The organism is Leisingera sp. ANG-M1 (assembly GCF_000813745.1).
Lineage (GTDB): Bacteria > Pseudomonadota > Alphaproteobacteria > Rhodobacterales > Rhodobacteraceae > Leisingera.
This window is the reverse complement of record NZ_JWLC01000008.1, coordinates 330,993-355,057: the sequence shown is the minus strand read 5'-3', so window position 1 is coordinate 355,057 and position 24,065 is coordinate 330,993. Positions and strand designations below refer to the sequence as shown.

Annotated in this window: 19 protein-coding genes and 1 tRNA gene; 7 read left to right on the top strand and 13 right to left on the bottom strand. The window is 61.2% G+C overall.

Going from position 1 to position 24,065, the window contains the following annotated elements:
* The first annotated feature begins 106 nt into the window (after positions 1-106).
* Genes RA19_RS08430 through RA19_RS08420 form a run of 3 tightly spaced genes read left to right on the top strand, consistent with a single transcriptional unit; the run spans position 107 to position 2,171 of the window.
* Positions 107-760, top strand: a complete 654-nt coding sequence (locus RA19_RS08430) for an alpha/beta hydrolase (protein WP_039123655.1) — start codon at positions 107-109, stop codon at positions 758-760.
* Positions 760-1,005, top strand: coding sequence for a hypothetical protein (locus RA19_RS08425; RefSeq protein ID WP_039161489.1), 246 nt, complete (start codon positions 760-762; stop codon positions 1,003-1,005). The genes RA19_RS08430 and RA19_RS08425 overlap by 1 nt, the downstream gene beginning before the upstream one ends.
* Positions 1,002-2,171 (top strand): HD domain-containing protein, encoded by a 1,170-nt coding sequence (locus RA19_RS08420; protein ID WP_039161486.1) that lies wholly within the window; start codon positions 1,002-1,004, stop codon positions 2,169-2,171. Before RA19_RS08425 ends, RA19_RS08420 begins: the two co-directional genes overlap by 4 nt.
* Positions 2,172-2,183: 12 nt before the next feature.
* Here RA19_RS08420 and RA19_RS08415 read toward each other — a convergent pair whose 3' ends face one another.
* Positions 2,184-2,966, bottom strand: coding sequence for a class II glutamine amidotransferase (locus RA19_RS08415; protein WP_039161483.1), 783 nt, complete (start codon positions 2,964-2,966; stop codon positions 2,184-2,186).
* A 250-nt stretch (positions 2,967-3,216) separates the two neighbouring features.
* On the opposite strand from RA19_RS08415, the gene RA19_RS08410 reads away from it, so the two are divergent.
* Both RA19_RS08410 and typA read left to right on the top strand, forming a co-directional pair.
* Positions 3,217-3,552, top strand: a complete 336-nt coding sequence (locus RA19_RS08410; RefSeq protein ID WP_039161481.1) for a DMT family transporter — start codon at positions 3,217-3,219, stop codon at positions 3,550-3,552.
* Positions 3,553-3,645: 93 nt separating this feature from the next.
* Complete coding sequence (typA, locus tag RA19_RS08405; protein ID WP_039161478.1) at positions 3,646-5,466, top strand: translational GTPase TypA; 1,821 nt, start codon at positions 3,646-3,648, stop codon at positions 5,464-5,466.
* A gap of 39 nt (positions 5,467-5,505) precedes the next feature.
* Here the strand turns inward: typA and RA19_RS08400 are convergent, their stop codons facing one another.
* From RA19_RS08400 to recA, 4 genes are all read right to left on the bottom strand, one after another.
* On the bottom strand, positions 5,506-5,985 hold the full coding sequence (locus RA19_RS08400) for an MOSC domain-containing protein (RefSeq protein WP_039161475.1): 480 nt from the start codon (positions 5,983-5,985) through the stop codon (positions 5,506-5,508).
* Complete coding sequence (locus RA19_RS08395) at positions 5,985-6,272, bottom strand: DUF1330 domain-containing protein (protein WP_039161473.1); 288 nt, start codon at positions 6,270-6,272, stop codon at positions 5,985-5,987. The genes RA19_RS08400 and RA19_RS08395 overlap by 1 nt, the downstream gene beginning before the upstream one ends.
* Positions 6,273-6,350: 78 nt before the next feature.
* Entirely contained in the window at positions 6,351-9,002 is a 2,652-nt protein-coding gene (alaS, locus tag RA19_RS08390) for an alanine--tRNA ligase (RefSeq protein ID WP_039161471.1), read from the bottom strand.
* Positions 9,003-9,158: 156 nt separating this feature from the next.
* Positions 9,159-10,226 (bottom strand): recombinase RecA, encoded by a 1,068-nt coding sequence (recA, locus tag RA19_RS08385; protein WP_039123647.1) that lies wholly within the window; start codon positions 10,224-10,226, stop codon positions 9,159-9,161.
* A gap of 193 nt (positions 10,227-10,419) precedes the next feature.
* Here recA and RA19_RS08380 point away from each other — a divergent pair, with 193 nt between their 5' ends.
* Positions 10,420-11,019: a hypothetical protein gene (locus RA19_RS08380; protein ID WP_039161469.1), complete on the top strand. Its 600-nt coding sequence runs from the start codon at positions 10,420-10,422 to the stop codon at positions 11,017-11,019.
* 35 nt (positions 11,020-11,054) lie between these two features.
* Here the strand turns inward: RA19_RS08380 and RA19_RS08375 are convergent, their stop codons facing one another.
* The 3 genes from RA19_RS08375 to guaB all read right to left on the bottom strand — a co-directional run bounded on the left by RA19_RS08375 (position 11,055) and on the right by guaB (position 16,123).
* The gene (locus RA19_RS08375) at positions 11,055-13,370 is read right to left on the bottom strand and encodes a hybrid sensor histidine kinase/response regulator (protein WP_039161467.1); all 2,316 of its coding nucleotides are present in this window, start codon (positions 13,368-13,370) and stop codon (positions 11,055-11,057) included.
* Between the two features lie 95 nt (positions 13,371-13,465).
* A complete protein-coding gene (locus tag RA19_RS08370) occupies positions 13,466-14,638 on the bottom strand; it encodes an RsmB/NOP family class I SAM-dependent RNA methyltransferase (RefSeq protein WP_039161465.1) in 1,173 nt (390 codons plus the stop codon).
* Between the two features lie 36 nt (positions 14,639-14,674).
* Positions 14,675-16,123 (bottom strand): IMP dehydrogenase, encoded by a 1,449-nt coding sequence (gene guaB / locus RA19_RS08365; protein WP_039161462.1) that lies wholly within the window; start codon positions 16,121-16,123, stop codon positions 14,675-14,677.
* A 185-nt stretch (positions 16,124-16,308) separates the two neighbouring features.
* Here guaB and RA19_RS08360 point away from each other — a divergent pair, with 185 nt between their 5' ends.
* A complete protein-coding gene (locus RA19_RS08360) occupies positions 16,309-17,502 on the top strand; it encodes a CaiB/BaiF CoA transferase family protein (RefSeq protein ID WP_039161696.1) in 1,194 nt (397 codons plus the stop codon).
* A 52-nt stretch (positions 17,503-17,554) separates the two neighbouring features.
* Here the strand turns inward: RA19_RS08360 and RA19_RS08355 are convergent.
* The 5 genes from RA19_RS08355 to zwf form a co-directional block, all read right to left on the bottom strand.
* Positions 17,555-17,628, bottom strand: a tRNA-Gly gene (locus RA19_RS08355).
* Between the two features lie 73 nt (positions 17,629-17,701).
* Positions 17,702-19,750, bottom strand: coding sequence for an ASKHA domain-containing protein (locus RA19_RS08350; RefSeq protein WP_052261703.1), 2,049 nt, complete (start codon positions 19,748-19,750; stop codon positions 17,702-17,704).
* Positions 19,751-20,186: 436 nt separating this feature from the next.
* Positions 20,187-21,797 (bottom strand): glucose-6-phosphate isomerase, encoded by a 1,611-nt coding sequence (pgi, locus tag RA19_RS08345; RefSeq protein WP_039161458.1) that lies wholly within the window; start codon positions 21,795-21,797, stop codon positions 20,187-20,189.
* Positions 21,798-21,814: 17 nt separating this feature from the next.
* Positions 21,815-22,486, bottom strand: coding sequence for a 6-phosphogluconolactonase (gene pgl, locus RA19_RS08340; protein ID WP_039161455.1), 672 nt, complete (start codon positions 22,484-22,486; stop codon positions 21,815-21,817).
* Entirely contained in the window at positions 22,483-23,958 is a 1,476-nt protein-coding gene (zwf, locus tag RA19_RS08335; RefSeq protein ID WP_039161453.1) for a glucose-6-phosphate dehydrogenase, read from the bottom strand. Before zwf ends, pgl begins: the two co-directional genes overlap by 4 nt.
* Positions 23,959-24,065 lie beyond the last annotated feature (107 nt).

Sequence of the window (24,065 nt, the reverse complement as noted above, 5' to 3'; positions counted from 1 at the left end):
CATGGCTTGGCCCGCGCCCCTGATTAGAACTGTTCTAAGATGCCTGACGGAACCCGTCAAGTTTTCTGCCGGCAGACCGACAACGAGAGTAGGATTTTAACCGCCCATGCCCGAGGTCATCTTTCCTGGACCCGAAGGCCGCCTCGAAGGCCGCTACCACCCGCAAAAAGAAAAAGACGCCCCTATCGCCATCGTGCTGCACCCGCATCCGCAGTTCGGCGGCACCATGAACAACAAGGTGGTCTACAACCTCCACTATGCGTTCTACAACATGGGCTTCACGGTTCTGCGGTTCAATTTCCGCGGCGTCGGCCGCAGCCAGGGCGAGTACGACCAGGGCGTAGGCGAATTGTCCGATGCCGCCTCGGCGCTGGATTACCTGCAGTCGATGAACTCCAACTCCAAGCATTGCTGGGTTGCGGGCTTCTCCTTTGGCGCCTGGATCGGCATGCAGCTGTTGATGCGCCGCCCGGAGATCACCGGCTTCATCTCGGTGGCACCGCCCGCCAATATGTACGACTTCTCCTTCCTGGCGCCCTGCCCGTCCTCGGGCCTGATCATCAACGGCACCGCTGACCGCGTAGCGCCGCCTGCAGATACTGCCAGCCTGGTCGGCAAGCTGCATGAGCAGAAGGGCATCACCATCACTCATAACGAGATTGAGGGTGCCGACCACTTCTTCCAGGAGCCGCATATGGACACGATGATCGGCGATGTGACCGATTACGTGAAGCGCCGTCTGACGGAGAACACCCGCTGATGAGCAACACTATCGAGGCGCTGGCCCAGAAACTGGCGGTCGATACGCTCAAGGTACAGGATGCATCCGGTGAAGACCGGCTGTATGTGGAGGTGGGCCAAGTGCTTGGCGCCGCCTCCCAATCGCTTGAGGAAGCTTTCCTGACGGAAATGCGCGTGCGCCTGGCCGAACGCAAGGCGCGCGAGTTCCTCAACAAGAAAGTCAGCGCTTTGCAGGCACAGCTTGAAGCAAAGGGCGACACGTGAGCACCCGGCTGGACGCCCAGTTCGCCTTCCTGCTGGAAGCCGACAAACTCCGCCGCATCGAGCGCCAGAACCTGATCATCGACTGCAGTCGCTGCGAAAACTCAGCAGAGCACAGCTGGCACCTGGCCCTTTACGCGCTGGTGCTGGCACCGTTTGCCGGGCCGGAGGTGGATATCTTCCGCGCCATCCGGATGCTGCTGCTGCACGACTTGGTCGAGATTGATGCTGGCGACCATCCGATCACCGATGAGGTTGATTGGGAGGCTGTTGCAAAGTCCGAGCAAGCCGCTGCCGAACGTCTGTTTGGCCTGCTGCCCGACGATCAAGGTTCTGGGTTCCTGGCCCTATGGCAGGAGTTTGAAGCCGCTGAAAGCCCCGATGCGCGGTTTGCCAAGCGAGTCGACCACTGCCAGCCGATCTTCCAGACGCTTTACGGTGCTCAGCCGCTGGACTGGCATATTGATGTTGTGCGCCAAAACCTGCACGGCGGCCGCGCAGCGGCGCTGGAACAGGATCTTCCGGAAGCCTTTCATCACGCACTTGCGCTGCTTGAAGAAGACACGGGCTTCGACTGCAGCCCGCTGACAGCCCGCCTGCCCTTCCTGAATGAGGCGGACAAATTGAAGCTCATCACCCGCGCCTCCAAGCTGGGGGATGGCTCGCGGCATGAGAACTCGGCGGAGCACAGCTGGCATGTCATGCTGTACGCCTGGGTATTGGCCGAGCACAGCGCGGAAATCGTCGATGTTGACCGGGTGCTTCAGATGCTGCTCTTGCATGACCTGGTGGAAATCGACGCAGGCGACACGCCGATCCACGGGGCAATCACCGCTGAAGCGCTTGCCGCGAAGGCCGCGGAAGAACAGGCCGCCGCAATCCGTTTGTTCGGCATGCTGCCCCAGGCGCAGGGCAAACCGATGCTTGCCACCTGGGAAGAATTCGAAGCAGCGGAAAGCCCCGATGCGGCCTTTGCCAAATCGATCGATCGGGTGCAGCCAGTACTGCTCAACCTGCTGAACGGCGGCGGCAGCTGGGTGGACTACAACGTCAGCCTGCCTCAGCTTGATGCCCGGGTTGGCGGCAAGGTCAGCCGCGGAGCGCCGGATGTTTGGACCTATGTGCGGGCCAAGATAGAACCCTGGTTCCGCGAGGCCGGGCGCCTTTAGCGCCCGGAACCTTCAGGCCAGTTGCGGCCGGAAAGGCTGTGTTTCGGCCCGGTCCCGGGTCAGCGTCAGGAATTCCCCGGGCTTCAACTCGCTCCAGGCATGGCCGCTTTGCTCCAGCGGTTCGGACACTACGGCCCAGCCCTTCATGCACTCACTCCAGCGGTAATAGACAGTCGGGGCGATCCGGTCAGAGGAGTAACGCGCCGCAAACAGCCGTTCGCCGTCCGACATTGCCACTGAAAGCCGCATATGCGGAGTGGTTCCGCGGGCGCGGGACAGCGCCTCCATCCGGGCCACGGCCCGTTCCAGCGCACCTTTGGGATCCGTATCCAGCCCCTCGGACAAGGCAAGCAGAAACAAAATCTCGCTGTCAGTGGCACCGCGGCGGAATTCATATAGCTCATCCGGGATGCACATATCCGCATGGCGGCGGAAATTCTCGAACCCGCCCACCTGACCGTTGTGCATGAAGCTCCACCGGCCTGCCGCAAACGGGTGGCAGTTGTTGCGGCTGGTGGCCGAGCCGGTGGAAGCACGCACATGCGCCAGGAACAAGCCGGATTGAACCTGGTTGCCTACGGCGCGCAGGTTGCAGTCGGACCAGGCCGGGTAAACATCCCGGTACAGCCCGGGCTCCTCCCGGTGGGCATACCAGGCAACCCCGAACCCGTCGCCGTTTGTCACAGTCTTGGCCTCCACCGCCTGCTGGCTTTGCACAATGAGCGAATGCTCCGGTTTGGAGATGATGTCCTCCAGAAAGATCTCGGATCCTGTGTAGGCAGCCCATCGGCACATGTCGGCAGTCCCTCTCAGCAGCAGGGGTTGCAGACAGCAGTCCCTGAAAACGTGTAAATTATGGAACGCATTCCTAAGAATACCCCTAATCACAGTCCAGTGTGCTTGCGCACAAGTACGTGTTCATCTGCTGCGGCCTGCGGAATCCGGCCAGCGGGTGACGCATCAGGACTTCCCCAGCCCGCAGAGATCGGATAGGCGGGGAGAACAGGCCAGCGGGCAGACCGCAGCACGGATGAGGGAGGCAGAGATGCCGGTTCACTACTTCTATCTGATCATTGCGGTGGCGGCGGAGACCATCGGCACCACGGCCCTTCAGGCCAGCCAGCAGTTCACCAAGCTGGGGCCGTCTCTGATCGTGCTGTTCGCCTATGCTTTCTCGTTCTACATGATGGGGCTGACCCTTAAATTCATGCCGGTTGGCATCGTCTACGCAATCTGGTCCGGCCTCGGCATTCTGCTGATTGCGGTGATAGCCTTCTTTGTCTTCGGGCAAAAGCTGGATCTGCCTGCCGTCATCGGCATGGTGCTGATCATGTCCGGCATCATCATCATCCATCTGTTTTCCAAGTCCTCAGGCCACTGATCCGCATTTGCAGAGCTTCCTGGCGGTTTTCCTCTGGCCTTTGTGCGGGGTTCGGGCTATGCGCGGCCCAACTTCCTTACAAAGGCGAACGTCATGGACTTGCGCAACATTGCGATCATTGCTCACGTTGACCACGGCAAAACAACCCTGGTTGACGAGCTGCTGAAACAATCCGGCGCCTTCCGCGAAAACCAGGCTGTGGCGGAACGCGCCATGGACTCGAACGATCTTGAGCGCGAGCGCGGCATCACCATTTTTGCCAAGCCGACCTCGGTCGAGTGGAACGGCACCCGGATCAACATCGTCGACACCCCCGGCCACGCCGACTTTGGCGGCGAAGTGGAACGGATCCTGTCGATGGTGGACGGCGTGGTGCTGCTGGTCGACGCCGCAGAAGGCCCGATGCCGCAAACCAAGTTTGTGACCTCCAAGGCGCTGGCCCTGGGTCTGCGCCCGATCGTGGTGCTGAACAAGGTCGACAAGCCGGACGCCGAACCCGACCGCGCGCTGGATGAATGCTTTGACCTGTTTGCCTCGCTGGACGCGACTGAGGACCAGCTGGACTTCCCGCATATGTATGCCTCGGGCCGCAATGGCTGGGCCGACAATGAGCTGGACGGCCCCCGCAAAGACCTGAGCGCGCTGTTCAACCTGATCGTGAACCACGTGCCCGAGCCCAAGCAGGTGAAGAAGCAGAACGACGATTTCCGCATGCTGGCAACTACTCTGGGCAGCGACCCCTTTGTGGGCCGTCTGCTGACCGGCCGCGTCGAGACAGGCACCCTGAAGGTCGGCGCTACCGTGCAGGCAATCTCCCGCATCGGCCAGAAGATCGAGCAGTTCCGCGTGACCAAGATCCAGGCGTTCCGCGGTCTGGCCCAGCAGGACATCGAAGAAGCACAGGCAGGCGACATCGTCTCCATCGCCGGCATGTCCAAGGCCACCGTGGCCGACACCATCTGCGCCCTGGCCGTGGATGAGCCGCTGGACGCCCAGCCGATCGACCCGCCGACCATCACCGTAACTTTTGGCATCAACGACAGCCCTCTGGCCGGCCGTGACGGCAAAAAGGTGCAGTCCCGCGTGATCCGCGACCGTCTGATGAAAGAGGCCGAATCCAACGTCGCCATCAAGATCGCCGACACCCCCGGCGGCGAGGCTTTTGAGGTCTCCGGCCGCGGCGAACTGCAAATGGGCGTTCTGATCGAGAACATGCGCCGCGAAGGGTTTGAGCTATCGATCTCCCGCCCGCAGGTGATCATGCGCGAGGAAGACGGCCAGAAGATGGAGCCGATCGAGGAAGCCACCATCGACGTGGACGACGAATACTCCGGCGCGGTGATCGAAAAGCTGACCGGTGCCCGTAAAGGCGAGCTGGTTGAGATGAAGCCCGCAGGCGCTGGCAAGACCCGTATCATCGCCCATGTGCCCTCGCGCGGTCTCATTGGCTATCACGGCGAGTTCCTGACCGACACCCGCGGCACCGGCGTTTTGAACCGCGTGTTCCACGGCTGGGCCCCGCACAAGGGCGCCATCCCTGGCCGCCGCGCTGGCGTGCTGATCTCGATGGAAAACGGCCAGTCGGTTGCCTACGCTCTGTGGAACCTGGAAGACCGCGGCAAGATGATGATCGGCGCTCAGGCCGACATCTACACCGGCATGATCATCGGCGAACACTCCCGCGACAACGACCTGGAAGTGAACCCGCTGAAAGGCAAGAAGCTGACCAACGTGCGCGCCTCCGGCTCGGACGAAGCGGTGCGCCTGACCACCCCGATGACGTTGTCGCTGGAAGAGGCAATTGCCTATATCAACGACGACGAGCTGGTTGAGGTGACGCCCAACAACGTGCGTCTGCGCAAGCGCTACCTGGACCCGCATGAGCGCAAGCGGATGTCCAAGGCCAACGCCTGATAAACAAGAAACGGCGGCAGAAAAATCTGCCGCCGTTTGTCATTCCGCAGTCAGATGGTTGACGCTGTCGCCCAAGGCCACCCTGCCCGGCTGCAGCACCTCAGCGTACCACCCGCCATGCCCTCGCATCGCGTTATAGCCGCCGTGGCCCAGCACTTCCTCCATCCTGGAACAGGGCGGACAAGGGCCGGAAATCTGCAAAACCACACTTCCGATTTGCAGCTTGGCTTTGCGCAATGCAGCCAGGTTGATGCCTGAAATCACGAAATTGCGGCGAAGTTGTTCCGGTTGCACAGCGTCAAGCCCAGCAAGAGAAGCAATCACCGGCAAATGCTCGGCTTGGATCAAGGTAACCGCGCGTTTGCCTTCCTTTCCGTGATCTCCTTCGAGACCCGCAAGCGAAACATTCGCGGCAGCAGGCGTCAGCACGTCCTCACGCCGGCCAGGGCGCAAACCGATCCACGCCACCCGGCCTCGGGCCGCGTGGCGTTTCAGCATCTCCGCAAAGGCGGTGACCATTACTCGGAGGTTTCCATCACCATCAGCTCACGCTCTGAGGCGCCGCGCGCGTGGCTCAGTGCCTCCTGGTATTCGGGGCTGTGGTAGCAGTCGACGGCTGCATCGACGCTTGGGAACTTGGCCACTACATTGCGCGGGCGCTCTTTGCCCTCCAACTGCACAAAACGCCCGCCGCGGGCGATAAAGGTTCCGCCATGCTTGGCGATGGCCGGGCCTGCCAGTTCGGCATATTTGCCGTAGGCATCGGCGTCGGTGACGGTCACATGTGCAATCCAGAGTGCGGGCATTGGAGCCTCCCATGGTTATGATCTTTCCGGCAGCCTAAGGCTTTTGCCGGAAAGACCAAGAGGTTTTTGACCAAACGGTCAACCTGCCAGCACGGCCTCGGCAGCTTTGATCGCTTCCTCAGCACCCGAGAAGTCCTTACCGCCACCCTGGGCCATGTCAGGACGGCCGCCGCCGCCTTTACCGCCCACGGCCGGCACTGCGGCTTTCAGGATGTCCACGGCCGAAATGTCGCCGGTCAGATCGTCAGTCACACCCGCGGCTACGGCTACTTTGCCATCATCCTCGGCGATCAGCAGGATCACACCGGAGCCGATGTTCTGTTTGTGGGCGTCGATGAGACCGCGCAGATCCTTCCCCGAGACACCCTGCAATGCCTGGGCCAGGAACTTCTTACCGTTCACGTCTATGGCCTCAGCACCGCCGCCAGAACCGCCGCCCATGGCCACCTGCTGCTTGAGGTTGGAGATTTCGTTCTGCAGCGTCTTGCGCTCGTCCATCATCGCCTTGAGACGATCCATGACCTCGGCAGGCTGCGCCTTCAACGCTGTGGCAATCTCCGCCATACGGCCCGCTTCGCGTTCCAGATGGGCAAAGGCGGCTGCACCGGTCAGCGCTTCGATCCGGCGCACACCTGCCGACGAGGCGCTGTCGCCCAAGATCACAAAAGTACCAATGTCGCCGGTTTGCTTCACATGGGTGCCGCCGCAAAGCTCGATCGAATAGGTGTCGCCATCGTGGCCCTTTCCGGTCGGAGCCCGTCCCATGGAGACCACGCGGACTTCCTCACCGTATTTCTCACCGAACAGCGCCTGCGCGCCCAGTTCGCGGGCGTCATCCGGGGTCATGATACGGGTGGAAACAGCGGTGTTTTGGCGAATGAAATCATTCACTTCCGCGCCGACCTTTGTCAGCTCATCCGCACTCATCGCCTTGTTGTGGCTGAAGTCGAAGCGCAGGCGGTCCGCCGCATTCAGCGAGCCCTTCTGCGCCACATGCTCACCCAGAGCATTACGCAGCGCCTCGTGCAGCAGGTGGGTGGCGGAGTGGTTTGCGCGGATCTGGCTGCGGCGTTCGTGGTTCACTTCCATCGCGGCCCCCAGTCCAACCGCAATATCGCCTTCGGTCACTTCGGCAATGTGCAGGAACAAGCCCTCAACCTTCTTGGTGTCGGTGATGCGTGCCGCGCCGCCTTCCACGGTCAGCACACCGCTGTCGCCAACCTGGCCGCCGCTTTCGCCATAGAACGGAGTCTGATTCAGGATGATCTGAACCGTCTCACCCTTGGCGGCGGCCTGAACCTGCGCGCCGTCCTTGACGATGGCCACGATCTGGCCTTCGGCCTTTTCGGTTTCATAGCCCAGGAATTCGGTCGGGCCCGACGCATCCAGGATGTCGAAATAGACTTTCACATCCGCTGCTTCACCCAGGCCAATGCCGCCTGCTCGCGACTTTTCCTTCTGCTCCTTCATCGCGGCGTCGAAACCATCGGTGTCGACGTCGATCTCCTTGGCGCGCAGAGCATCCTGAGTCAGGTCAAGCGGGAAGCCGTAGGTGTCATACAGCTTGAACGCGGTTTCACCCGGCAGCACGTCGCCCTTGCCCAGATCGGCAGAGGCGTCATCCAGCAGTTTCAAGCCGCGGTCCAGGGTCTTGAGGAAGCGGGTTTCTTCCTGCTCAAAGGTCTCCTCAATCAGCGCTTGGCCTTGGCCGAGTTCCGGATAGGCAGCACCCATTTTCTGAACCAGCGACGGCACCAGCTTGTGCATCACCGGATCCTTGGCACCCAGCAGCGAGGCATGACGCATTGCCCGGCGCATGATGCGGCGCAGAACGTAACCGCGGCCTTCGTTCGACGGCAGCACGCCTTCGGCGATCAAGAAGGAGCAGGAGCGCAGGTGATCCGCGATCACCCGGTGGTGCACGTTCTGGTCGCCAAACGGGTCAGTGCTGGTCACATCGGCCGACGCCTCAATCAGCGACTTGAACAGATCGGTCTCGTAGTTGTCATGGGTGCCCTGCAGCAGCGCCGCGATCCGCTCCAGCCCCATGCCGGTGTCGATCGACTGCATCTCCAGGTCGATCATCGAGCCGTCTGCGAACTTCTCGTTCTGCATGAAGACGAGGTTCCAGATTTCGATGAACCGGTCACCGTCCTCTTCCGGTGAGCCCGGAGGGCCGCCCCAAATGTGGTCGCCGTGATCATAGAAAATTTCGGTGCAGGGCCCGCAAGGGCCGGTATCACCCATCTGCCAGAAGTTGTCGGAGGTTGCGATCCGGATGATCCGGTCCTCCGGCACACCAATCTTCTTCCAGATATCAAAGGCTTCATCGTCAGTGTGATAGACGGTGGTGTAAAGCCGGTCCTTCGGAACTTCGAGTTCTTTGGTGATCAATTCCCAGGCAAAGGGGATTGCCTCATGCTTGAAATAGTCACCAAAGGAGAAGTTCCCCAGCATCTCAAAGAACGTGTGGTGGCGCGCAGTGTAGCCAACGTTGTCGAGGTCGTTGTGCTTGCCGCCGGCACGCACGCATTTCTGCGAGGTGGTCGCGCGTTTGTAGTCGCGGGTCTCAACCCCGGTGAAACAGTTCTTGAACTGAACCATCCCTGAGTTTGTGAACATCAGGGTCGGATCGTTGCGGGGCACCAGCGGGCTGGAGTCCACCACTTGGTGGCCCTGTTTCTCAAAGTAGTTCAGGAAGGTAGAGCGGATATCGTTGAGCGACGGCATATGAGGGATCTCTTGCGGCTTTTTCTAAGCGTTCCGGGCAGGTTTACCGTTCAGCCGGGGTGCTGTCCACTGCGGGAAACGGCATGGCCGCACGAAAAAGGGCGCAGCTTGCGCCGCGCCCTCGGATTTCTAAGATATGATCAGATTTTCCGGCGCTTAGGCCTCAAGGATATCGTCCGCATCGCCTGCATCCGGGCGGTCGAACTCCAGCCCGTGCGCGGCGCGGATCTTGTCCTCGATATCATAGGCAATGGAAGGGTTTTCCCGCAGGAAGACCTTAGCGTTTTCACGCCCCTGCCCGATCCGCTCATCCCCGTAAGAGAACCAGGCGCCGGACTTGTTGACGACACCTGCGGCAACGCCGAGGTCCAGAAGTTCGCCCATCTTCGAGATGCCTTCGCCATACATGATGTCGAATTCCACTTGCTTGAAGGGCGGTGCAACCTTGTTCTTCACCACTTTCACGCGGGTCGAGTTGCCAACCACCTCGTCCCGGTCCTTGATCGCGCCGATGCGGCGGATATCCAGGCGGACGGAGGAGTAGAATTTCAGCGCGTTGCCGCCGGTTGTGGTTTCCGGGGAGCCGAACATCACGCCGATCTTCATGCGGATCTGGTTGATGAAGATCACCATGCATTTGGAACGGCTGATCGAGCCGGTCAGCTTGCGCATTGCCTGGCTCATCAGACGGGCCTGCACGCCGACGTTGCTGTCGCCCATGTCGCCCTCTAGCTCGGACTTCGGTGTCAGCGCCGCCACCGAGTCAACGATGACCATGTTGACCGCACCCGAGCGCACCAGCGTATCGGTGATCTCCAGAGCCTGTTCGCCGGTGTCGGGCTGCGAGATCAAGAGTTCATCCAGATCGACGCCCAGCTTGGCCGCATACTGCGGATCCAGCGCGTGTTCTGCGTCAACAAAGGCGCAGACGCCGCCCTTTTTCTGCTGTTCCGCAATGCAGTGCAGCGTCAGCGTGGTCTTGCCCGAGCTTTCCGGGCCGTAAATCTCGATGATCCGGCCCATCGGCAGACCGCCGATGCCCAAGGCGATGTCCAGGCCCAGAGAACCGGTCGAACTCGCCTCGATCTCCTGCATGGCATTGCCATCGCCAAGCTTCATGATCGAGCCCTTGCCGAACTGCCGCTCAATCTGGGCAAGCGCGCTGTCCAGCGCCTTTTGCTTGTCACCGCTCACTTTATTTTTCATGGTCAAAAGATCCGCCATAGTCCCTTGTCCCTTTCTATGTGTCACACACCGGGGCGTGCGGCAATCACTGCTTTGTTCACCTCTTGTTCCTTATGAGATCAAAAAGAGAACATTGCAACCCAAAATCTGATGTACCCACCTCAGGGCCTGGATGTTAAAGAGTGGTTTACGGTTAAGGCCGCGCAGAAAATTTTACCGGGCAGTTAACGGAATGATGATATTTTTCAAGGAACGGCTGGCTTTATTGTCCGTTCCCAAAACCGGAACAACGGCATTTCAGGCCGCTTTGCGCAACCGGGCGGACATGGTGATCTCCGATCCGCCGGAGCTGAAGCACGCGCCGGTTTACCGTTATAATCGCTGGGTCCGGCCGATGTTTGAAAAGGTCTGCGGCGCCGAACTGGAAGTGGTTGCGGTGATGCGCGAGCCGGTTAGCTGGCTGGGCAGCTGGTACAGGTACCGGCAGCGCCCCGGGCTGGACGGCAATCCCAATTCGACCAAAGGTGTAAGCTTTGACGAGTTCCTGCATGCCTACTGCAAGGGCAAACCGCCCGCATTTGCCAATGTCGGAAGCCAGGCCAAATTCCTCGAGGCACAACCCAATGGCTGCAAGGTCAGCCATCTGTTCCGCTACGAGGATCAGGATGCGCTGCTGGCCTTCCTGCAGCAGCGTCTGGACCAGGACATTCAACTTGAGCGAAAGAATGTCAGCCCCAGGGGCGACCTGACGCTCAGCCCAGACGCCGAAGCGCACTATCGCCGCAAGAAGCCTGCGGAATTCGAGCTGTACGAATCCCTCCTGCCCTGCTGAACAACAAAGCCGCCAGAACCGGCGGCTTTGTTGTTTTAGTGCAGCTGCGCGTGCACCGTTTCTGTCAGCTGGTTCAACGAGAACGGCTTGGGCAGGAACACTGAGTTCGGCACATCCGGATCAGCCTCGCCAAAGGCACCTTCGGCATAGCCGGAGACGAAGACCACCCGGGTGTCGGGCCGCTCTTTCAGCGCCTCGCGCACCCAGCTGGGGCCGTCCATACCAGGCATCACAACGTCGGTTACAAAAACATCGACTGTGAGGCCCGGATCCTCCAACGTGCGCAGCGCATCTTCGGCGGATTCTGCCTCAAGCACGGTGTAGCCGCGCATCCGCAGCGCCCGGGAGGCAAAGGCCCGCACCGGCGCCTCGTCTTCAACCAGCAGCACCACGCCCTCGCCATGCTGGGTGGCTGCAGCCTTGTCATCTGCATTCGCAGGTTTCTCTGCTACTGCCTGTTCTGCCTGCTGCTTGAAGACAGGGAAGAACAATGTGAACTGGGTGCCGTGGCCTTTGACCGAGTCCACAAAGATGTATCCGCCGGTTTGTTTGATGATGCCGTAGGCTGTGGACAGGCCAAGCCCGGTGCCTTCGCCGGTGCGCTTGGTGGTGTAGAAAGGTTCAAACACCTTTTGAAGCTTGTCAGGGGCGATCCCGACACCTTCGTCGGAAACCTTAACCGTCACCCAGTCCCCCGCGGGCACCGTGGCCCGGTCGCGCTCCAGCGGCTTGTCCAGCGAAATCACTTCGGTCTCCACCCGGATTTCACCGCCCTGGGGCATCGCATCGCGCGCGTTCACCACGAGGTTCATCAGCACCTGTTCCAGCTGCCGCTTGTCGGCGCGGATCGCTTTCATTACCGGGTCGTGGCTGAGTGTCAGGGTCACCTTCTCGCCAACCAGGCGGTTGAGCAGATGTGTCAGATCCGACAGCGTATCCCGCACATCCAGCACTTCAGGCTGCAGTGTTTGCTTGCGCGAGAACGCCAGCAGCTGGCTGACCAAGGAGGCCGCACGGTTGGCATTCTCGTGAATCTGGATCAGATCGCCATAGTCCGGGTCGCCTTGGTCATGGCGCAGCAAAAGCAGGTCGCAATGGCCCGAAATCGCTGTCAGTAGATTGTTAAAGTCATGCGCAACGCCGCCTGCAAGCTGACCGATTGCCTGCATTTTCTGGCTTTGCACAAACTGGGCTTCCAGCGTTTTCAGCTCGGTGGCGTCATTCAGGACTGCAATCAGAACCGGCGTCCCCTCTTCCACCACGCGGGTGAGTGTGACCTGAACAAACACTTCCTTGTCAGAACGCGACAGCCGGAGGAACTCAGATTTGTTCGGCGCCAGCCCGTCAGCAGTATCACGCAGCCAATCGGACATCGGGCGGCCAAGCCCCTCCATCAGCTGGCCAAGTTTCAGATTGGCGCAGCTCTCGACGCCCAGAAGGCGCAGCGCCATCCGGTTGGTCGTCAGGATCTCGCCTGTCGGCGCCACTTTGAGGAAGGGAACAGGCAGTGCCTCCAGACCAGCCTGGGCGGAATCAAAGCCGGTTTCATCAACCTCCATCAGGAACAGCTCGCTGCGGCCCTGGGTGCGGTTCTTCTCGCTGACAAGCACCTGAACCGGTCCGTTCCGGGTGCTGAGCGTGTTGATCTGACCCGGCAGCACAGGCAAGGAAGGGAACAGGCGGTCGGTGGACTTCACCCGTTCGCCAATCAGGCTGCGGGCCGCTTCGTTCATGAACAGGACTGCACCAGTGCGGCCAACGGTTATCATCGGCACCGGCATTGCTTCGGCACCGCGGCCGTTGCTGCCGCGGTCCAGAATATCTTCAACCCGCCACAAAAAGCTGCCGCCGTTCATTTGATGAACCGCCAGACGCACATGGCCGCGCCGAGTTACAATATCCTCGCGGGCAGCACCGTCGACGCGGGCACGGCTTTGCAGGCGGTAGAGCACCGCCGACGGGTTCGCCAAGATCGAACGCAGCGTGCCTGCCAGGGTTTCCCGGCTGGCATCCTGAAACCGCTTCACCGCGGCGCCATTGCACGCATGGATCACGCCATCATCATCCGTGACAAAGCTTGGCGTTGAATCCTTCTCGATGAAACCGGTCAGCAGCTCTGCTGCCATCGAACGCGCGTTCATCCGCACCCGGGTCTGAACAATCATCAGCACGGCCACCGCAATCAGGGTTAGCCCCACCATGATGAAGCCCCGGCCGATCCAATCAGGCAGTGGCAGCAGCCAAGGGCCTGACATCAGCATCAATGCCAGCAGCAGAACCGCCGCCAGCCTTGCATGTTCAGGCGCGTACACCCGCAGTTCCGGAACAGAGGTTTCTTGGCGCGCGGACATTACGGCTCCATCGATCGTGCACAGTGCCGCCATAACGCGGCGGTTTTGGTTAAAACCACGTTAAGAAACACGAAGGTTTTCCAGCGTGGACCCTATCAACCGCCATTTGCGCGCGTCAACACGGCAACGTAGAAGCCATCAGTGCCGTCCTGAACTTGCCATCCTTGCTCCGTTGCCACCGACCATTCCGGATTTTCCTGCACAAAGCTTTGAACTTGTGCGGAGTTTTCGCCGTTCAGCATCGAACAAGTGGCATAGGCCAAGACCCCGCCAGGCGCCGTCAGCGCCGCCGCCTTGCGCAAGATCCCTGCCTGGACCCGTTGCAATTCCTGCAGTTTTTCGCGGGTCAGCTGCCATTTACCTTCGGGCGCCCGCCGCCAGGACCCGGAACCGGAACAAGGCACATCACAGAGAACCGTGTCAAAGGGCGCACGGGTTTCAAGCGCCTCCGTTTGCAGCAGCGTGACATTGACACCCGCACGCGCTGCGCGCTCCGGCAAATCCTTCATGCGCCGGGGATCGGCGTCATGTGCAAACACACGGATATTTGCCCGGGCTGCCATGGCCAGGCTTTTGCCGCCACCGCCTGCGCAATAGTCCAGCACCTTCATGCCATCCCGGAGCGGCAGCCGCTCCACCACAGCCTGGCTTGCAGCATCCTGCAGTTCGACGAGCCCGTCCGCGTAAGGAGCAGCATTGCGCAGCTTGCGGGCGCCGCCGGTGACCTGAAGAGCCGTCGCCGCAGCGTCATGCGGCTCAGTGGTGATACCTTCAGCTGCCAAAGCCCGCTGCGCATCCGGCAAAGTACCTTTGCCGGTATTCACCCGCAGAAACACGGGGGCCCGGTCGCGCAAAGCCCGCGCCGCAGCCTCGGCATTGCCGCCAAGGCTGGTGCTGAAATCCGGCCACAGCCAATCAGGGATATCAAGCGCCTCCACGCCTTCCGGAGCGGAAGCCGGCTGGCGTTCTTCTGCGCTTAAGCGCGAGGGTGCATGCCCTTGACCGGAAAACACTTCGTCAGGATCCTGACCGCTCTCCCGCAAGGCGCCCAGGATCAATCCCCGCCCGCTGCGGGTGCCGCCAAGCGCCGCGTGCGAGCGCAGGCAGCGCAGGGCAGTGAACACATGGTCGCGCACCGCTGCGCGGTCCTTGGACCCGGCATAGCGGCTTTTGCGTCCCCAGGACGTCAGCGCCTTCTCGGCAGGTTCGCCGGCCAGCACCTGATCAAGGATTTCAATGGCCGCCTGCAGGCGGGCGGCGGGGGTCATGCCCCTGCCCCATTCATACAAGCAGCCATCATGGATTTAGCCCACCCGGTAGTTCGGCGCTTCGCGGGTGATCTGCACGTCGTGCACGTGGCTTTCCTTGAGACCCGCGCCGGTGATGCGGACGAAGTTGCAGTTCTTGCGCATCTCATCGACGGTGGCGCAGCCGGTATAGCCCATCGCCGCACGCAGGCCGCCCACCAGCTGGTGGATCACGGCGCTGGCGCCGCCTTTGTAGGGCACCTGGCCTTCGATCCCCTCAGGCACCAGCTTGTCGCTGGCGGCGTCTTTCTGGAAATACCGGTCTGCCGAACCGCGCGCCATTGCGCCCATCGAGCCCATGCCGCGGTAGGATTTGAAGGAACGGCCCTGATACAGGATCACCTCTCCCGGGCTTTCATCGGTGCCGGCAATCATCGAGCCGACCATGGCGCAGGAGGCACCCGCTGCGATTGCTTTGGCGAAATCGCCTGAGAACTTGATGCCGCCATCCGCAATCACCGGAATGTCGCCAGCCGCTGCGGCGCAATCCATGATCGCGGTCAGCTGCGGCACGCCGACGCCAGCCACCATGCGGGTGGTGCAGATCGAACCCGGGCCGATGCCGACCTTCACAGCATCCGCGCCTGCGTCGATCAGCGCCTTAGTGGCCTCACCAGTCGCCACGTTGCCTGCGATCACTTGAACCGAGCTGGACAGAGCTTTCACCCGCTTCACGGCCTCAATCACCCCTGCGGAGTGGCCGTGCGCGGTATCCACCACGACGATGTCAACACCGGCGTCGATCAGCGCCTTGGAGCGGGCAAAGCCGCTGTCGCCGACCGAGCTGGCAGCAGCCACCCGCAGACGGCCCAGCTCGTCCTTGCAGGCGGTGGGGTTCAGAACCGCTTGCTCGGTGTCCTTCAGGGTCAGCAAACCTGTCAGCTTGCCCTCGCCATCAGTCACCAGCAGCTTCTCGATCCGGCGCGCCTTCATCAGCGACTTGGCTTCCTCCAGATCGGCCGGCTCTTGCAGCATCGCCAGGTTGTCGGAGGTCATCATCACCGAAACCGGCGTGCTGTCATCGGAGGCAAAACGCATGTCACGGTTGGTCACAATGCCCAGAACACGGCCCGAACCGTCGACCACCGGGAAACCGGTCACCCGGTAGCGTTCCTGCAGTGCCTTGGCGTCAGCCAAGGTCTGGTCTGCGGTCAGGGTGATCGGATTGTAGACGATCCCTGAGACAAAGCGCTTGACCCGGCGTACCTGGCGGGCCTGCTCCTCGGCGTCCAGATTCTTGTGAATTACGCCCATGCCGCCGGCCTGCGCCATCGCAATCGCCATCCGCGCCTCGGTCACAGTGTCCATTGCCGAGCTCAGCAGCGGGATGTTCAGCGACACCGACCGGGTCACCCGGGTGCGGGTATCCGCGGTGTTGGGCAGCACGCTGGACGCGCCCGGCACCAGAAGAACGTCATCAAAGGTGAGAGCCTCACGAATCTGCATTTGTCATCCCCATGCATAACCCCGTTTGGCGGTGACCCTATGGCACAGTTCGTGCCGGGGGAAAAGAGCCCCGGGCCAGAATTCCTGCAGTGCAGAAAACTTCTTTTGCGTGGCTGATCTGGGTCAAGGCCCGGCGCATGAAGCCCTTTATCAGGAAATCAAAGCAAACGTTTCAGGAACACGCCATGCCTGACCCCTTGGAAGACATCACCATTCTGGATCTGACCCATGTGCTGGCAGGCCCCTACTGCTCGATGATCCTGTCGGATCTGGGGGCCAAAGTGATCAAGGTCGAACGCCCCGGCGAAGGCGATGACACCCGCAGCTTCCCGCCGTTCAAGAACGGAGAAAGCGCCTATTTCGCTACCATAAACCATGGCAAGAAAAGCATAACGCTGGATTTGAAAGAACCCGGGGACCGCGGAGTTTTCGAACGGCTCTTGCAGCAGGCTGACGTGCTGCTTGAAAATTACCGCCCAGGAGTGATGAAGCGCCTCGGTTATGGCTGGGAGGAGTTGCATGCGAAGTATCCCAGGCTGATTTATGGTGCGGTGTCCGGGTTCGGGCACTGCGGGCCGGATATGCTTGAACCGGCCTACGACATGGTGGTTCAAGCACGCGGCGGCATTATGTCGATCACCGGTGAAAAGAACCGCGAGCCAGTCCGGGTTGGCGCCTCAATCGGGGATATCGCCGCCGGCATGTTCCTGGGCCACGGCATTCTGGCAGCGCTCATTGAGCTTCAGAAGACCGGTAAGGGCAGCTTTGTCGACGTTGCCATGCTCGACAGCCAGATTGCACTGCTGGAACATGCCGTGGCGATAACCTCGGTTACCGGCAAAGCGCCGCAGCCATCCGGCGCGCGGCACCCGTCGATCACTCCTTTCGAGACTTTTCACGCATCGGATGGCCTGTTTGTCATAGCGGCAGGCAACGACGCCTTGTTTGCCCGGCTCTGCGATGCGCTTCGGCTTCCCTTGGCGGGCGATCCCCGCTTTGCCACCAATGCGGCGCGCTGCGACAATGCCCGGCTCTTGAAGCGCCTGATCGAAGTGGTGACTTTGGAACAGAACCGGGACCACTGGATCTCCCTTCTCAAAGCAGCGGGCATTCCCACCGGGCCGATACAATCCGTGGACCAAGCCATGCAGGACCCTCAGATCCTGGCCCGCAACATGGTGATTGATGTACTCGGTCCGGATGGAAAGCCCGCCTATACCGCCGCCGGAAATCCAATCAAGATCAGCGGCTTGCCGGATCCGGGAACCCGTGCTCCCGCCCCTCGGCTGGATGGCAACCGGGCCGAGATCCTTTCCTGGCTCGAAGCCATTGAGAACCGGCAGGCGGCCGGAGAACAAGCGCAGGCAAAGGAAGCCTAGCCCGCCTACGGTGCAACCGGTGCAGTCACTGTAAAATCAGAATGTTAGGAAGTGGAGCGGGTAGCGGGAATCGAACCCGCGCGTTCAGCTTGGGAAGCTGACAGGCTACCATTACATCATACCCGCCTGCGGAGAGCAGGAGTATGCTGCAGCGCCGATGAGGTCAAGGGCGCTGCAGCGGAATTTTGAAACGCCGGGATCAGCCGCGGCGGCGGCGGCGGCGGCCTCCGCCAGCGCCTTCGCTGTCACCGCCGCCAGTGTTGAAGTTCACCTGCGGCAGGCTGACCACCGTTTCCAGAATCGGGAACGGATCGGCCGAGTTCGGGATCGCGGACGCATTTACAAAATGCTCCTGGAAGCGCGGTTCCACGGCGGTTTCGATCTTCTCGATATTGCGGACGGTTTCCTCGATCTCGCCGCGCGCTTCGGTGTTCAGCAGCGCGATGCGGGCACCGGTTCCCGCGGCGTTACCGGCCGAGGTGACCTTGTCCAGAACGCAATCGGGAATCATGCCCAGAACCATTGCGTGTTTGGCCGAGATATGGGCACCAAAGGCGCCGGCCAGCACCACACGGTCCACTTTCTCGACTCCGAACTTGTCCATCAGCAGCCGCGCACCGGAATACAGCGCGGCCTTGGCCATTTGGATTGCCCGGATATCGGGGTTGGTCACGGTGATGGTCGGGCCGCCCTCGGCGGAGCCATCCCACAGCAGGTAGGCGTTGGTCCGCCCGTCCTGGATGCAGCGGGCAGAGCCGGTCTGCTCAGCTGAGCCGATCAGGCCGGAAGCATCCAGCACTCCGGCCAGGCGCATCTCGGCAATCGCCTCGATGATGCCCGAGCCGCAAATGCCGGTGATGCCGGTTGTGGCGATGGAGGCGGCAAAGCCGTCCTCGTCCGACCAGATTTCCGAGCCGATCACGCGGAAGCGGGGCTCTTTGGTCTCGGGATTGATCTCGACGCGCTCGATGGCGCCTGGGGCCGCACGCTGGCCGCTGGAGATCTGGGCACCTTCGAACGCCGGGCCGGTGGGCGAGGAACAGGCCAGCACCTTTTCCTTGTTGCCCAGCAGGATTTCGGCGTTGGTGCCAACGTCAACCACCAGAACCAGGTCTTCGGATTTGTCAGGAGCCTCGGACAAGGCCACCGCAGCGGCATCAGCGCCCACGTGACCGGCGATACAGGGCAGCAGGTAAACCCGGGCGGCCGGGTGGATGTTCAGATCAAGTTCAACAGCCCGCAGCGCCAGCGCGTTGGAGGTGCCGAGTGCAAAAGGCGCCTGGCCCAGCTCGAACGGGTCGATGCCTAGGAACAGATGGTGCATCACCGGGTTGCAGACAAACACTGCGTCGACGATCAGCGCCTTGTCGATCTCCGCTTCCGAGGCGATCTGGGTGAACAGCGCGTTCATGCCTTCGCGCACGGCGTTGGTCATCTCGACATCGCCGCCCTTGTTCATCATCGAGTAGCTGACCCGGCTCATCAGGTCTTCGCCAAAGCGGATCTGCGGGTTCATGATACCCGAGGAGGCCACGACCTCGCCCGTTTTCAGATCGCACAGATGAGCCGCAATGGTGGTGGAGCCCAGGTCAACCGCCAGGCCGTAAACGGTGCCTTCGTAGTAGCCCGGCCAGATGTGCATGATCTTGGGCGGGTGGCTTTCATCGCCCAGATGCACGGCAACGGTGACCTTCCAGCCGCCTTTGCGCAGTGCAGGCTGCAGGCACTGCAGGATATGCAGGTCAGTCTTGACGCCCTTGAGGTCCCACTGAGTTTCCAGCGCCTCGATCAGCCGTTCCATGTCGCCCGAGGGCTTGTGCATGTCGGGCTCTTCCACCTCGACGTAGAACAGCCGGGTGGAGGGGTTCATGGTGATGTCGCGGGCTTCGGCGCGCTTGCGCACCACCTGGCGGTGCACCTGACTTTCCGGCGGCACATCCACAACGATGTCGCCCTGGATCGTCGCCTGGCAGCCCAGACGGCGGCCATCAATCAGGCCGCGCTTATCCTTGTAGCGCTGCTCAACCTTGTTCCACTCGCTCAGCGCGCCTTCCTGGACAGTCACCCCGTGCTTGGGGAATTCGCCGTAAGACGGTGTGATCTGGCATTTCGAGCAGATGCCGCGGCCGCCGCAAACCGAGTCGAGGTCGACCCCAAGCTGGCGGGCGGCAGTAAGGATCGGCGTGCCCACGGGGAAATGCCCGCGCTTGCCGGAGGGGGTAAACACAACGAGGGGTTCGTCAGTCATGCCTGTGGCCTTCTCATTCCGCAATTTAGGCGGAGCATATGGGCTTTTGCGGCAGGCGAAAGGCAATGCGCGGCATTTTCCCGTCTGCCGGCGCCATTTTTGAACATTTGATGACTGTGAGATGCCGGTTTCTCGGTAAGCGTTTCAAACTTGCCGCCTAATTCGCGAGCAGTACCCCGGCCGCAGCCACACTCCTGCAGAAAACACTCACCCGGCTTTCGGAATTTTGAGCTCAGAAAATGCCGCCTCAGCAGGCAAACCCTTCGCCTTTAATCACGAAGTCATCACCGCCAAGAAGCACGAAGCGTCTGTAACCGCGGGACCGCGATAGTGATCAAAAGACCCGTGATTGCGGGCACGCAGGTGCAGCAGCCTTCAGGCTCAGTATGCAGGAACCAACAGAAGCCGCCTTGGAGCCGGCAACGGTTTGCCGCCCTTAATCCCGCTCTTCCTGCCGCGCGAACCTCAGCAATGCACGGGTTGAACCGTCCTTATCGTCTGCGGGCGCGTCTCCAGCCAGCAAAGGGATCAGGGAATCCGCCAGTTCCTTGCCCAGTTCGACCCCCCATTGGTCAAAAGAGTTGATCCCAAGCACAACACCTTCGGTGAAAACCCGGTGCTCATAAAGCGCAATGATCTGGCCCAGGATGAAAGGCGTAAGCTGCGGGTAGATCAGCGTTGTGGAGGGCCGGTTGCCCGGGAATACCCGGTGCCGGGCCTGCCGCTCCAGCTCACTGCCCTCATAGTCGGCATCCTGCATCAGCTTCCGGGCCTCGGCCAGGCTGCGGCCGCGCATCAGCGCCTCTGACTGCGCCAGGCAATTTACCACTAGCAGCCGGTGGTGCTGCGCCAATTCCGATTCGTGCCCTTTGGCTGCCACCAGGAACTCGGCCGGTACCACCGAAGTTCCCTGATGCAGAAGCTGATAGAATGCATGCTGGCCGTTTGTGCCCGGCTCGCCCCAAACCACCGGCCCGGAGCCATAGGGCAGCGGAGCACCGTCCATCGCCACTGACTTGCCGTTCGATTCCATTTCCAGCTGCTGCAAGTAGGCCGGAAGACGCCGCAGCCGCTGATCATACGGCAGGACTGCCCGTGTCGGATACCCGCAGACCTGATTGTGCCAGATCCCGGTCAGCGCCAGCATCACCGGCATGTTCTGCTCCCAAGGGGCGGTCCGGAAATGTTCGTCCATTGCCTTGCCGCCCGCCAGGAAGGCCCGGAAGTTTTCCGGACCTACCGCCAACATCACGCTCAGCCCGATCGGACCCCAAACTGAGTAGCGGCCGCCCACCCAGTCCTCGAAACCGAAAACATGCTCGCGCGGGATTCCAAAGGCGCCGGTTTCTTCCTCGTCAGTGGACAAGGCCAGAAATTGCCGTGCCGGATCGCCGCCCGCAGCCTCAATCCAGCGCCGGGCTGTGGCAGCGTTGGTCATGGTTTCAACTGTGGTAAAGGTCTTGGAGGCCACGATGACCAAAGTGGTTTTAGGATCAATCCGTTGCAGGATGTCGTGAATGTGGGCGCCGTCCACGTTCGAGACAAAATGGCAGCGCGGACCGTCGTGATACGGCGCCAAAGCCAAGGCCGCCATGACCGGCCCCAGGTCCGAACCGCCGATACCGATATTGACAACATCGGTAAAAGCCCCGCCGGGACCAGCCAGGGTGCCGGAGCGCACCCGGTCCGCCAAAGCTTCCATCCGCTCCAGGGTACGGCGCAGCGGCGCCCGGACATCCTGGCCTTCAACCATCATCTCTGGTCCGTCCGGATCGCGCAAAGCCGTGTGCAATACGGCGCGCTGCTCGGTTTCATTGATCAGGCCACCAGTGAACATGGCCTCCCGCCTGCCCGCCACATCACGCTCCTGGCACAAGCCAGTCAAAGCCGCCCGCACCTCCCGGGTGATCCGGGTTTTCGAATAGTCGAACAACAGAGAGCCCGACCGCACGCTGAACGCTTCCGCACGCTGCGGGTCGTTCTCGAACAACTCGGAAATACTGCCGCTGCACTGCTCTGCATGCAGCGTTTTCAATGCCGTGAACATATGTGTCTTTCCTGAATTCAAGGCGCCCAATGGACGGAAACCTCGGACAGAACTGCCTGAATCGGTGCGTTTTCCGGCGGCATGGCCAAGGCCTGCTCCAGCGTCTTGCGTTTGGCGGCGCCGAAAATCACCAAATGCTTGGCAATTGCGGCGTCCAGCACCCGGGCTGTGAGGCTGACCCTTGCTTCTGGCTGGCTGTCGGGCCGCATCACTGCAAGAACCGGCGCATCAGCCGCCAATGCGGCTTCGATCCCTTCTGCGCCCGGGAACAACGATGCGGTGTGCATGTCCTCACCCATTCCCAGCAGCAGAACAGACAGCGGCAACTGCGGTGCAACCTGGCTTTCCAGTTCTGCCAGCACGTCTTCGGGCTCACGTTGAGGGATATGGAAGGGCAAGAAGCCGGCCGCGGAGGCCCGGTTCTGCAACAGCCTATCGCGGATCATCCGCGCGTTCGAACGCTCGCTGTCCGCTGGCACCCAGCGCTCATCAGTTGCCAACACATGCACACGGTCCCATTCGAGGTCCGCAGCGCATAAATCATCAAATATCATTCCCGGAGTGGTTCCGCCCGCGACCGCAAACGAGGCTGTGTCGTGATGGAAGAGATGAGTCTTCAGATCGCCGGCAATTTCATTCGCGACTTCGATGGCCAGCATGTCCTGATCAGGGTATTCGTTGAATTTCATGGGTTTATCCCTCTCCATTCACGCCCATCCCGGCGCATCAGCAAATCGGCATCCCCGGGTCCGGTGCTGCCGCTTTCATAGGGTTTAGGCACATCTCCTCGGGACTTCCAGCCCGCAATCACCGGATCTGTCCAGGCCCAGGCCGCCTCGACCTCGTCTCCGCGCATAAACAACGTCTGGTTGCCACGCACAACATCCATGATGAGACGCTCATAGGCATCCGGCGGATCCCCGCCTTCCGGCCCAAGCGCTTCGGCGAAACTCATGTCCAAGGGCACATCCACGAGCCGCATGCCGCCTTGCCCCGGTTCCTTGATAGTTACACTCAGCGTGATACCTTCGTTCGGCTGCAGCCGGATCTTCAAATGATTGGCGTGGCGCCCGGCCTCGGCGCCAAAGATCGAGTGCGGCGCGTCCTTGAACATCACATTGATCACCGAAGACCGGTTAACCAGACGCTTGCCCGTACGCAGGTAAAACGGCGTCCCTGCCCACCGCCAGTTGCTGATATGCGCCTTCAGCGCCACGTAGCTCTCGGAGGTGCTGCGCGGATTGCTGACCAGGCCGCGGTAAGAGGGATGCGGGTCCTCTGGGTCCAGACGCGCCTGATACTGGCCGCGCACGATATGGTGCGGTTCGACCGGATCCAGGGCGCGGATCACCTTCAGCTTTTCATCGCGCACCGCGTCCGGATCGAACTTGGCAGGCGGCTCCATAGCAATCAGGCACAGCAGCTGCATCAAGTGGTTCTGCATCATGTCGCGCATGGCTCCCGCGCGTTCATAATACTCCTCGCGGCCCTCAACACCGACAGTTTCCGCCACAGTGATCTGAATGTGGTCGACATACTGGCTGTTCCACAAAGGCTCAAACAGCATGTTGCCAAAGCGGACCGCCATCAGGTTCTGTACTGTTTCTTTGCCGAGGTAATGGTCGATCCGGTAGATCTGCCCCTCGTCAAAGTGGCTGGCCAGGGTCCTGTTCAGCTCGCGTGCGGTCTCCAGATCGCGGCCGAACGGTTTTTCCACCACAATCCGGGTGTCTGAACTGACAAGCCCGTGCCGTTGAAGCCGTTCGGCCAGCGGTCCGAACAAGCCAGGCCCGACCGAGAAATAAAAGATTCGGACAGACGCCTGGCCAGGCGACTGCAGCTGCGAGCAAAGCGCCCCCCAGCCGTCATCGCCCTTGGCATCCAGCGCCACATAGCTGACCCGTTCAAGAAACGCCTCCAGCGCCCCGCCGCCGCAGGCCTTTGGGCCGGCGTGCATGCGAATGGCTTCAGCGACGATTGTCCGGTACTCGGCATCGCTGAGCGCGGTGCGCGCAGCACCGATAATCCGCTCGCCGCCCGGCAGCTGGCCCGCACAATGGCGGCGGAACAGCGCCGGCAGAATCTTGCGCTGCGCAAGATCGCCTGTGCCGCCAAAGACCACCAGGTCAAACGGTTCGACCGGTATGACTCGCGAAACCATTTCTCTTTCTTCCCGCGTTTGTCCGGTGCAGAGGCGGCACACTGCCGCTCACATCCCTGTCATGTGCCTGCCCGGCTGCTTTCATTTCCTGCCCAGTATAAGGTAGC

Coding starts and splice junctions, on each gene's coding strand:
- RA19_RS08430 (WP_039123655.1), top strand. CDS start 107: ATGCCCGAGGTCATCTTTCCTGGACCCGAAGGCCGCCTCGAAGGCCGC.
- RA19_RS08425 (WP_039161489.1), top strand. CDS start 760: ATGAGCAACACTATCGAGGCGCTGGCCCAGAAACTGGCGGTCGATACG.
- RA19_RS08415 (WP_039161483.1), bottom strand. CDS start 2,966: ATGTGCCGATGGGCTGCCTACACAGGATCCGAGATCTTTCTGGAGGAC.
- RA19_RS08410 (WP_039161481.1), top strand. CDS start 3,217: ATGCCGGTTCACTACTTCTATCTGATCATTGCGGTGGCGGCGGAGACC.
- typA (WP_039161478.1), top strand. CDS start 3,646: ATGGACTTGCGCAACATTGCGATCATTGCTCACGTTGACCACGGCAAA.
- RA19_RS08400 (WP_039161475.1), bottom strand. CDS start 5,985: ATGGTCACCGCCTTTGCGGAGATGCTGAAACGCCACGCGGCCCGAGGC.
- RA19_RS08395 (WP_039161473.1), bottom strand. CDS start 6,272: ATGCCCGCACTCTGGATTGCACATGTGACCGTCACCGACGCCGATGCC.
- alaS (WP_039161471.1), bottom strand. CDS start 9,002: ATGCCGTCGCTCAACGATATCCGCTCTACCTTCCTGAACTACTTTGAG.
- recA (WP_039123647.1), bottom strand. CDS start 10,226: ATGGCGGATCTTTTGACCATGAAAAATAAAGTGAGCGGTGACAAGCAA.
- RA19_RS08380 (WP_039161469.1), top strand. CDS start 10,420: ATGATGATATTTTTCAAGGAACGGCTGGCTTTATTGTCCGTTCCCAAA.
- RA19_RS08375 (WP_039161467.1), bottom strand. CDS start 13,370: ATGTCCGCGCGCCAAGAAACCTCTGTTCCGGAACTGCGGGTGTACGCG.
- RA19_RS08370 (WP_039161465.1), bottom strand. CDS start 14,638: ATGACCCCCGCCGCCCGCCTGCAGGCGGCCATTGAAATCCTTGATCAG.
- guaB (WP_039161462.1), bottom strand. CDS start 16,123: ATGCAGATTCGTGAGGCTCTCACCTTTGATGACGTTCTTCTGGTGCCG.
- RA19_RS08360 (WP_039161696.1), top strand. CDS start 16,309: ATGCCTGACCCCTTGGAAGACATCACCATTCTGGATCTGACCCATGTG.
- RA19_RS08350 (WP_052261703.1), bottom strand. CDS start 19,750: ATGACTGACGAACCCCTCGTTGTGTTTACCCCCTCCGGCAAGCGCGGG.
- pgi (WP_039161458.1), bottom strand. CDS start 21,797: ATGTTCACGGCATTGAAAACGCTGCATGCAGAGCAGTGCAGCGGCAGT.
- pgl (WP_039161455.1), bottom strand. CDS start 22,486: ATGAAATTCAACGAATACCCTGATCAGGACATGCTGGCCATCGAAGTC.
- zwf (WP_039161453.1), bottom strand. CDS start 23,958: ATGGTTTCGCGAGTCATACCGGTCGAACCGTTTGACCTGGTGGTCTTT.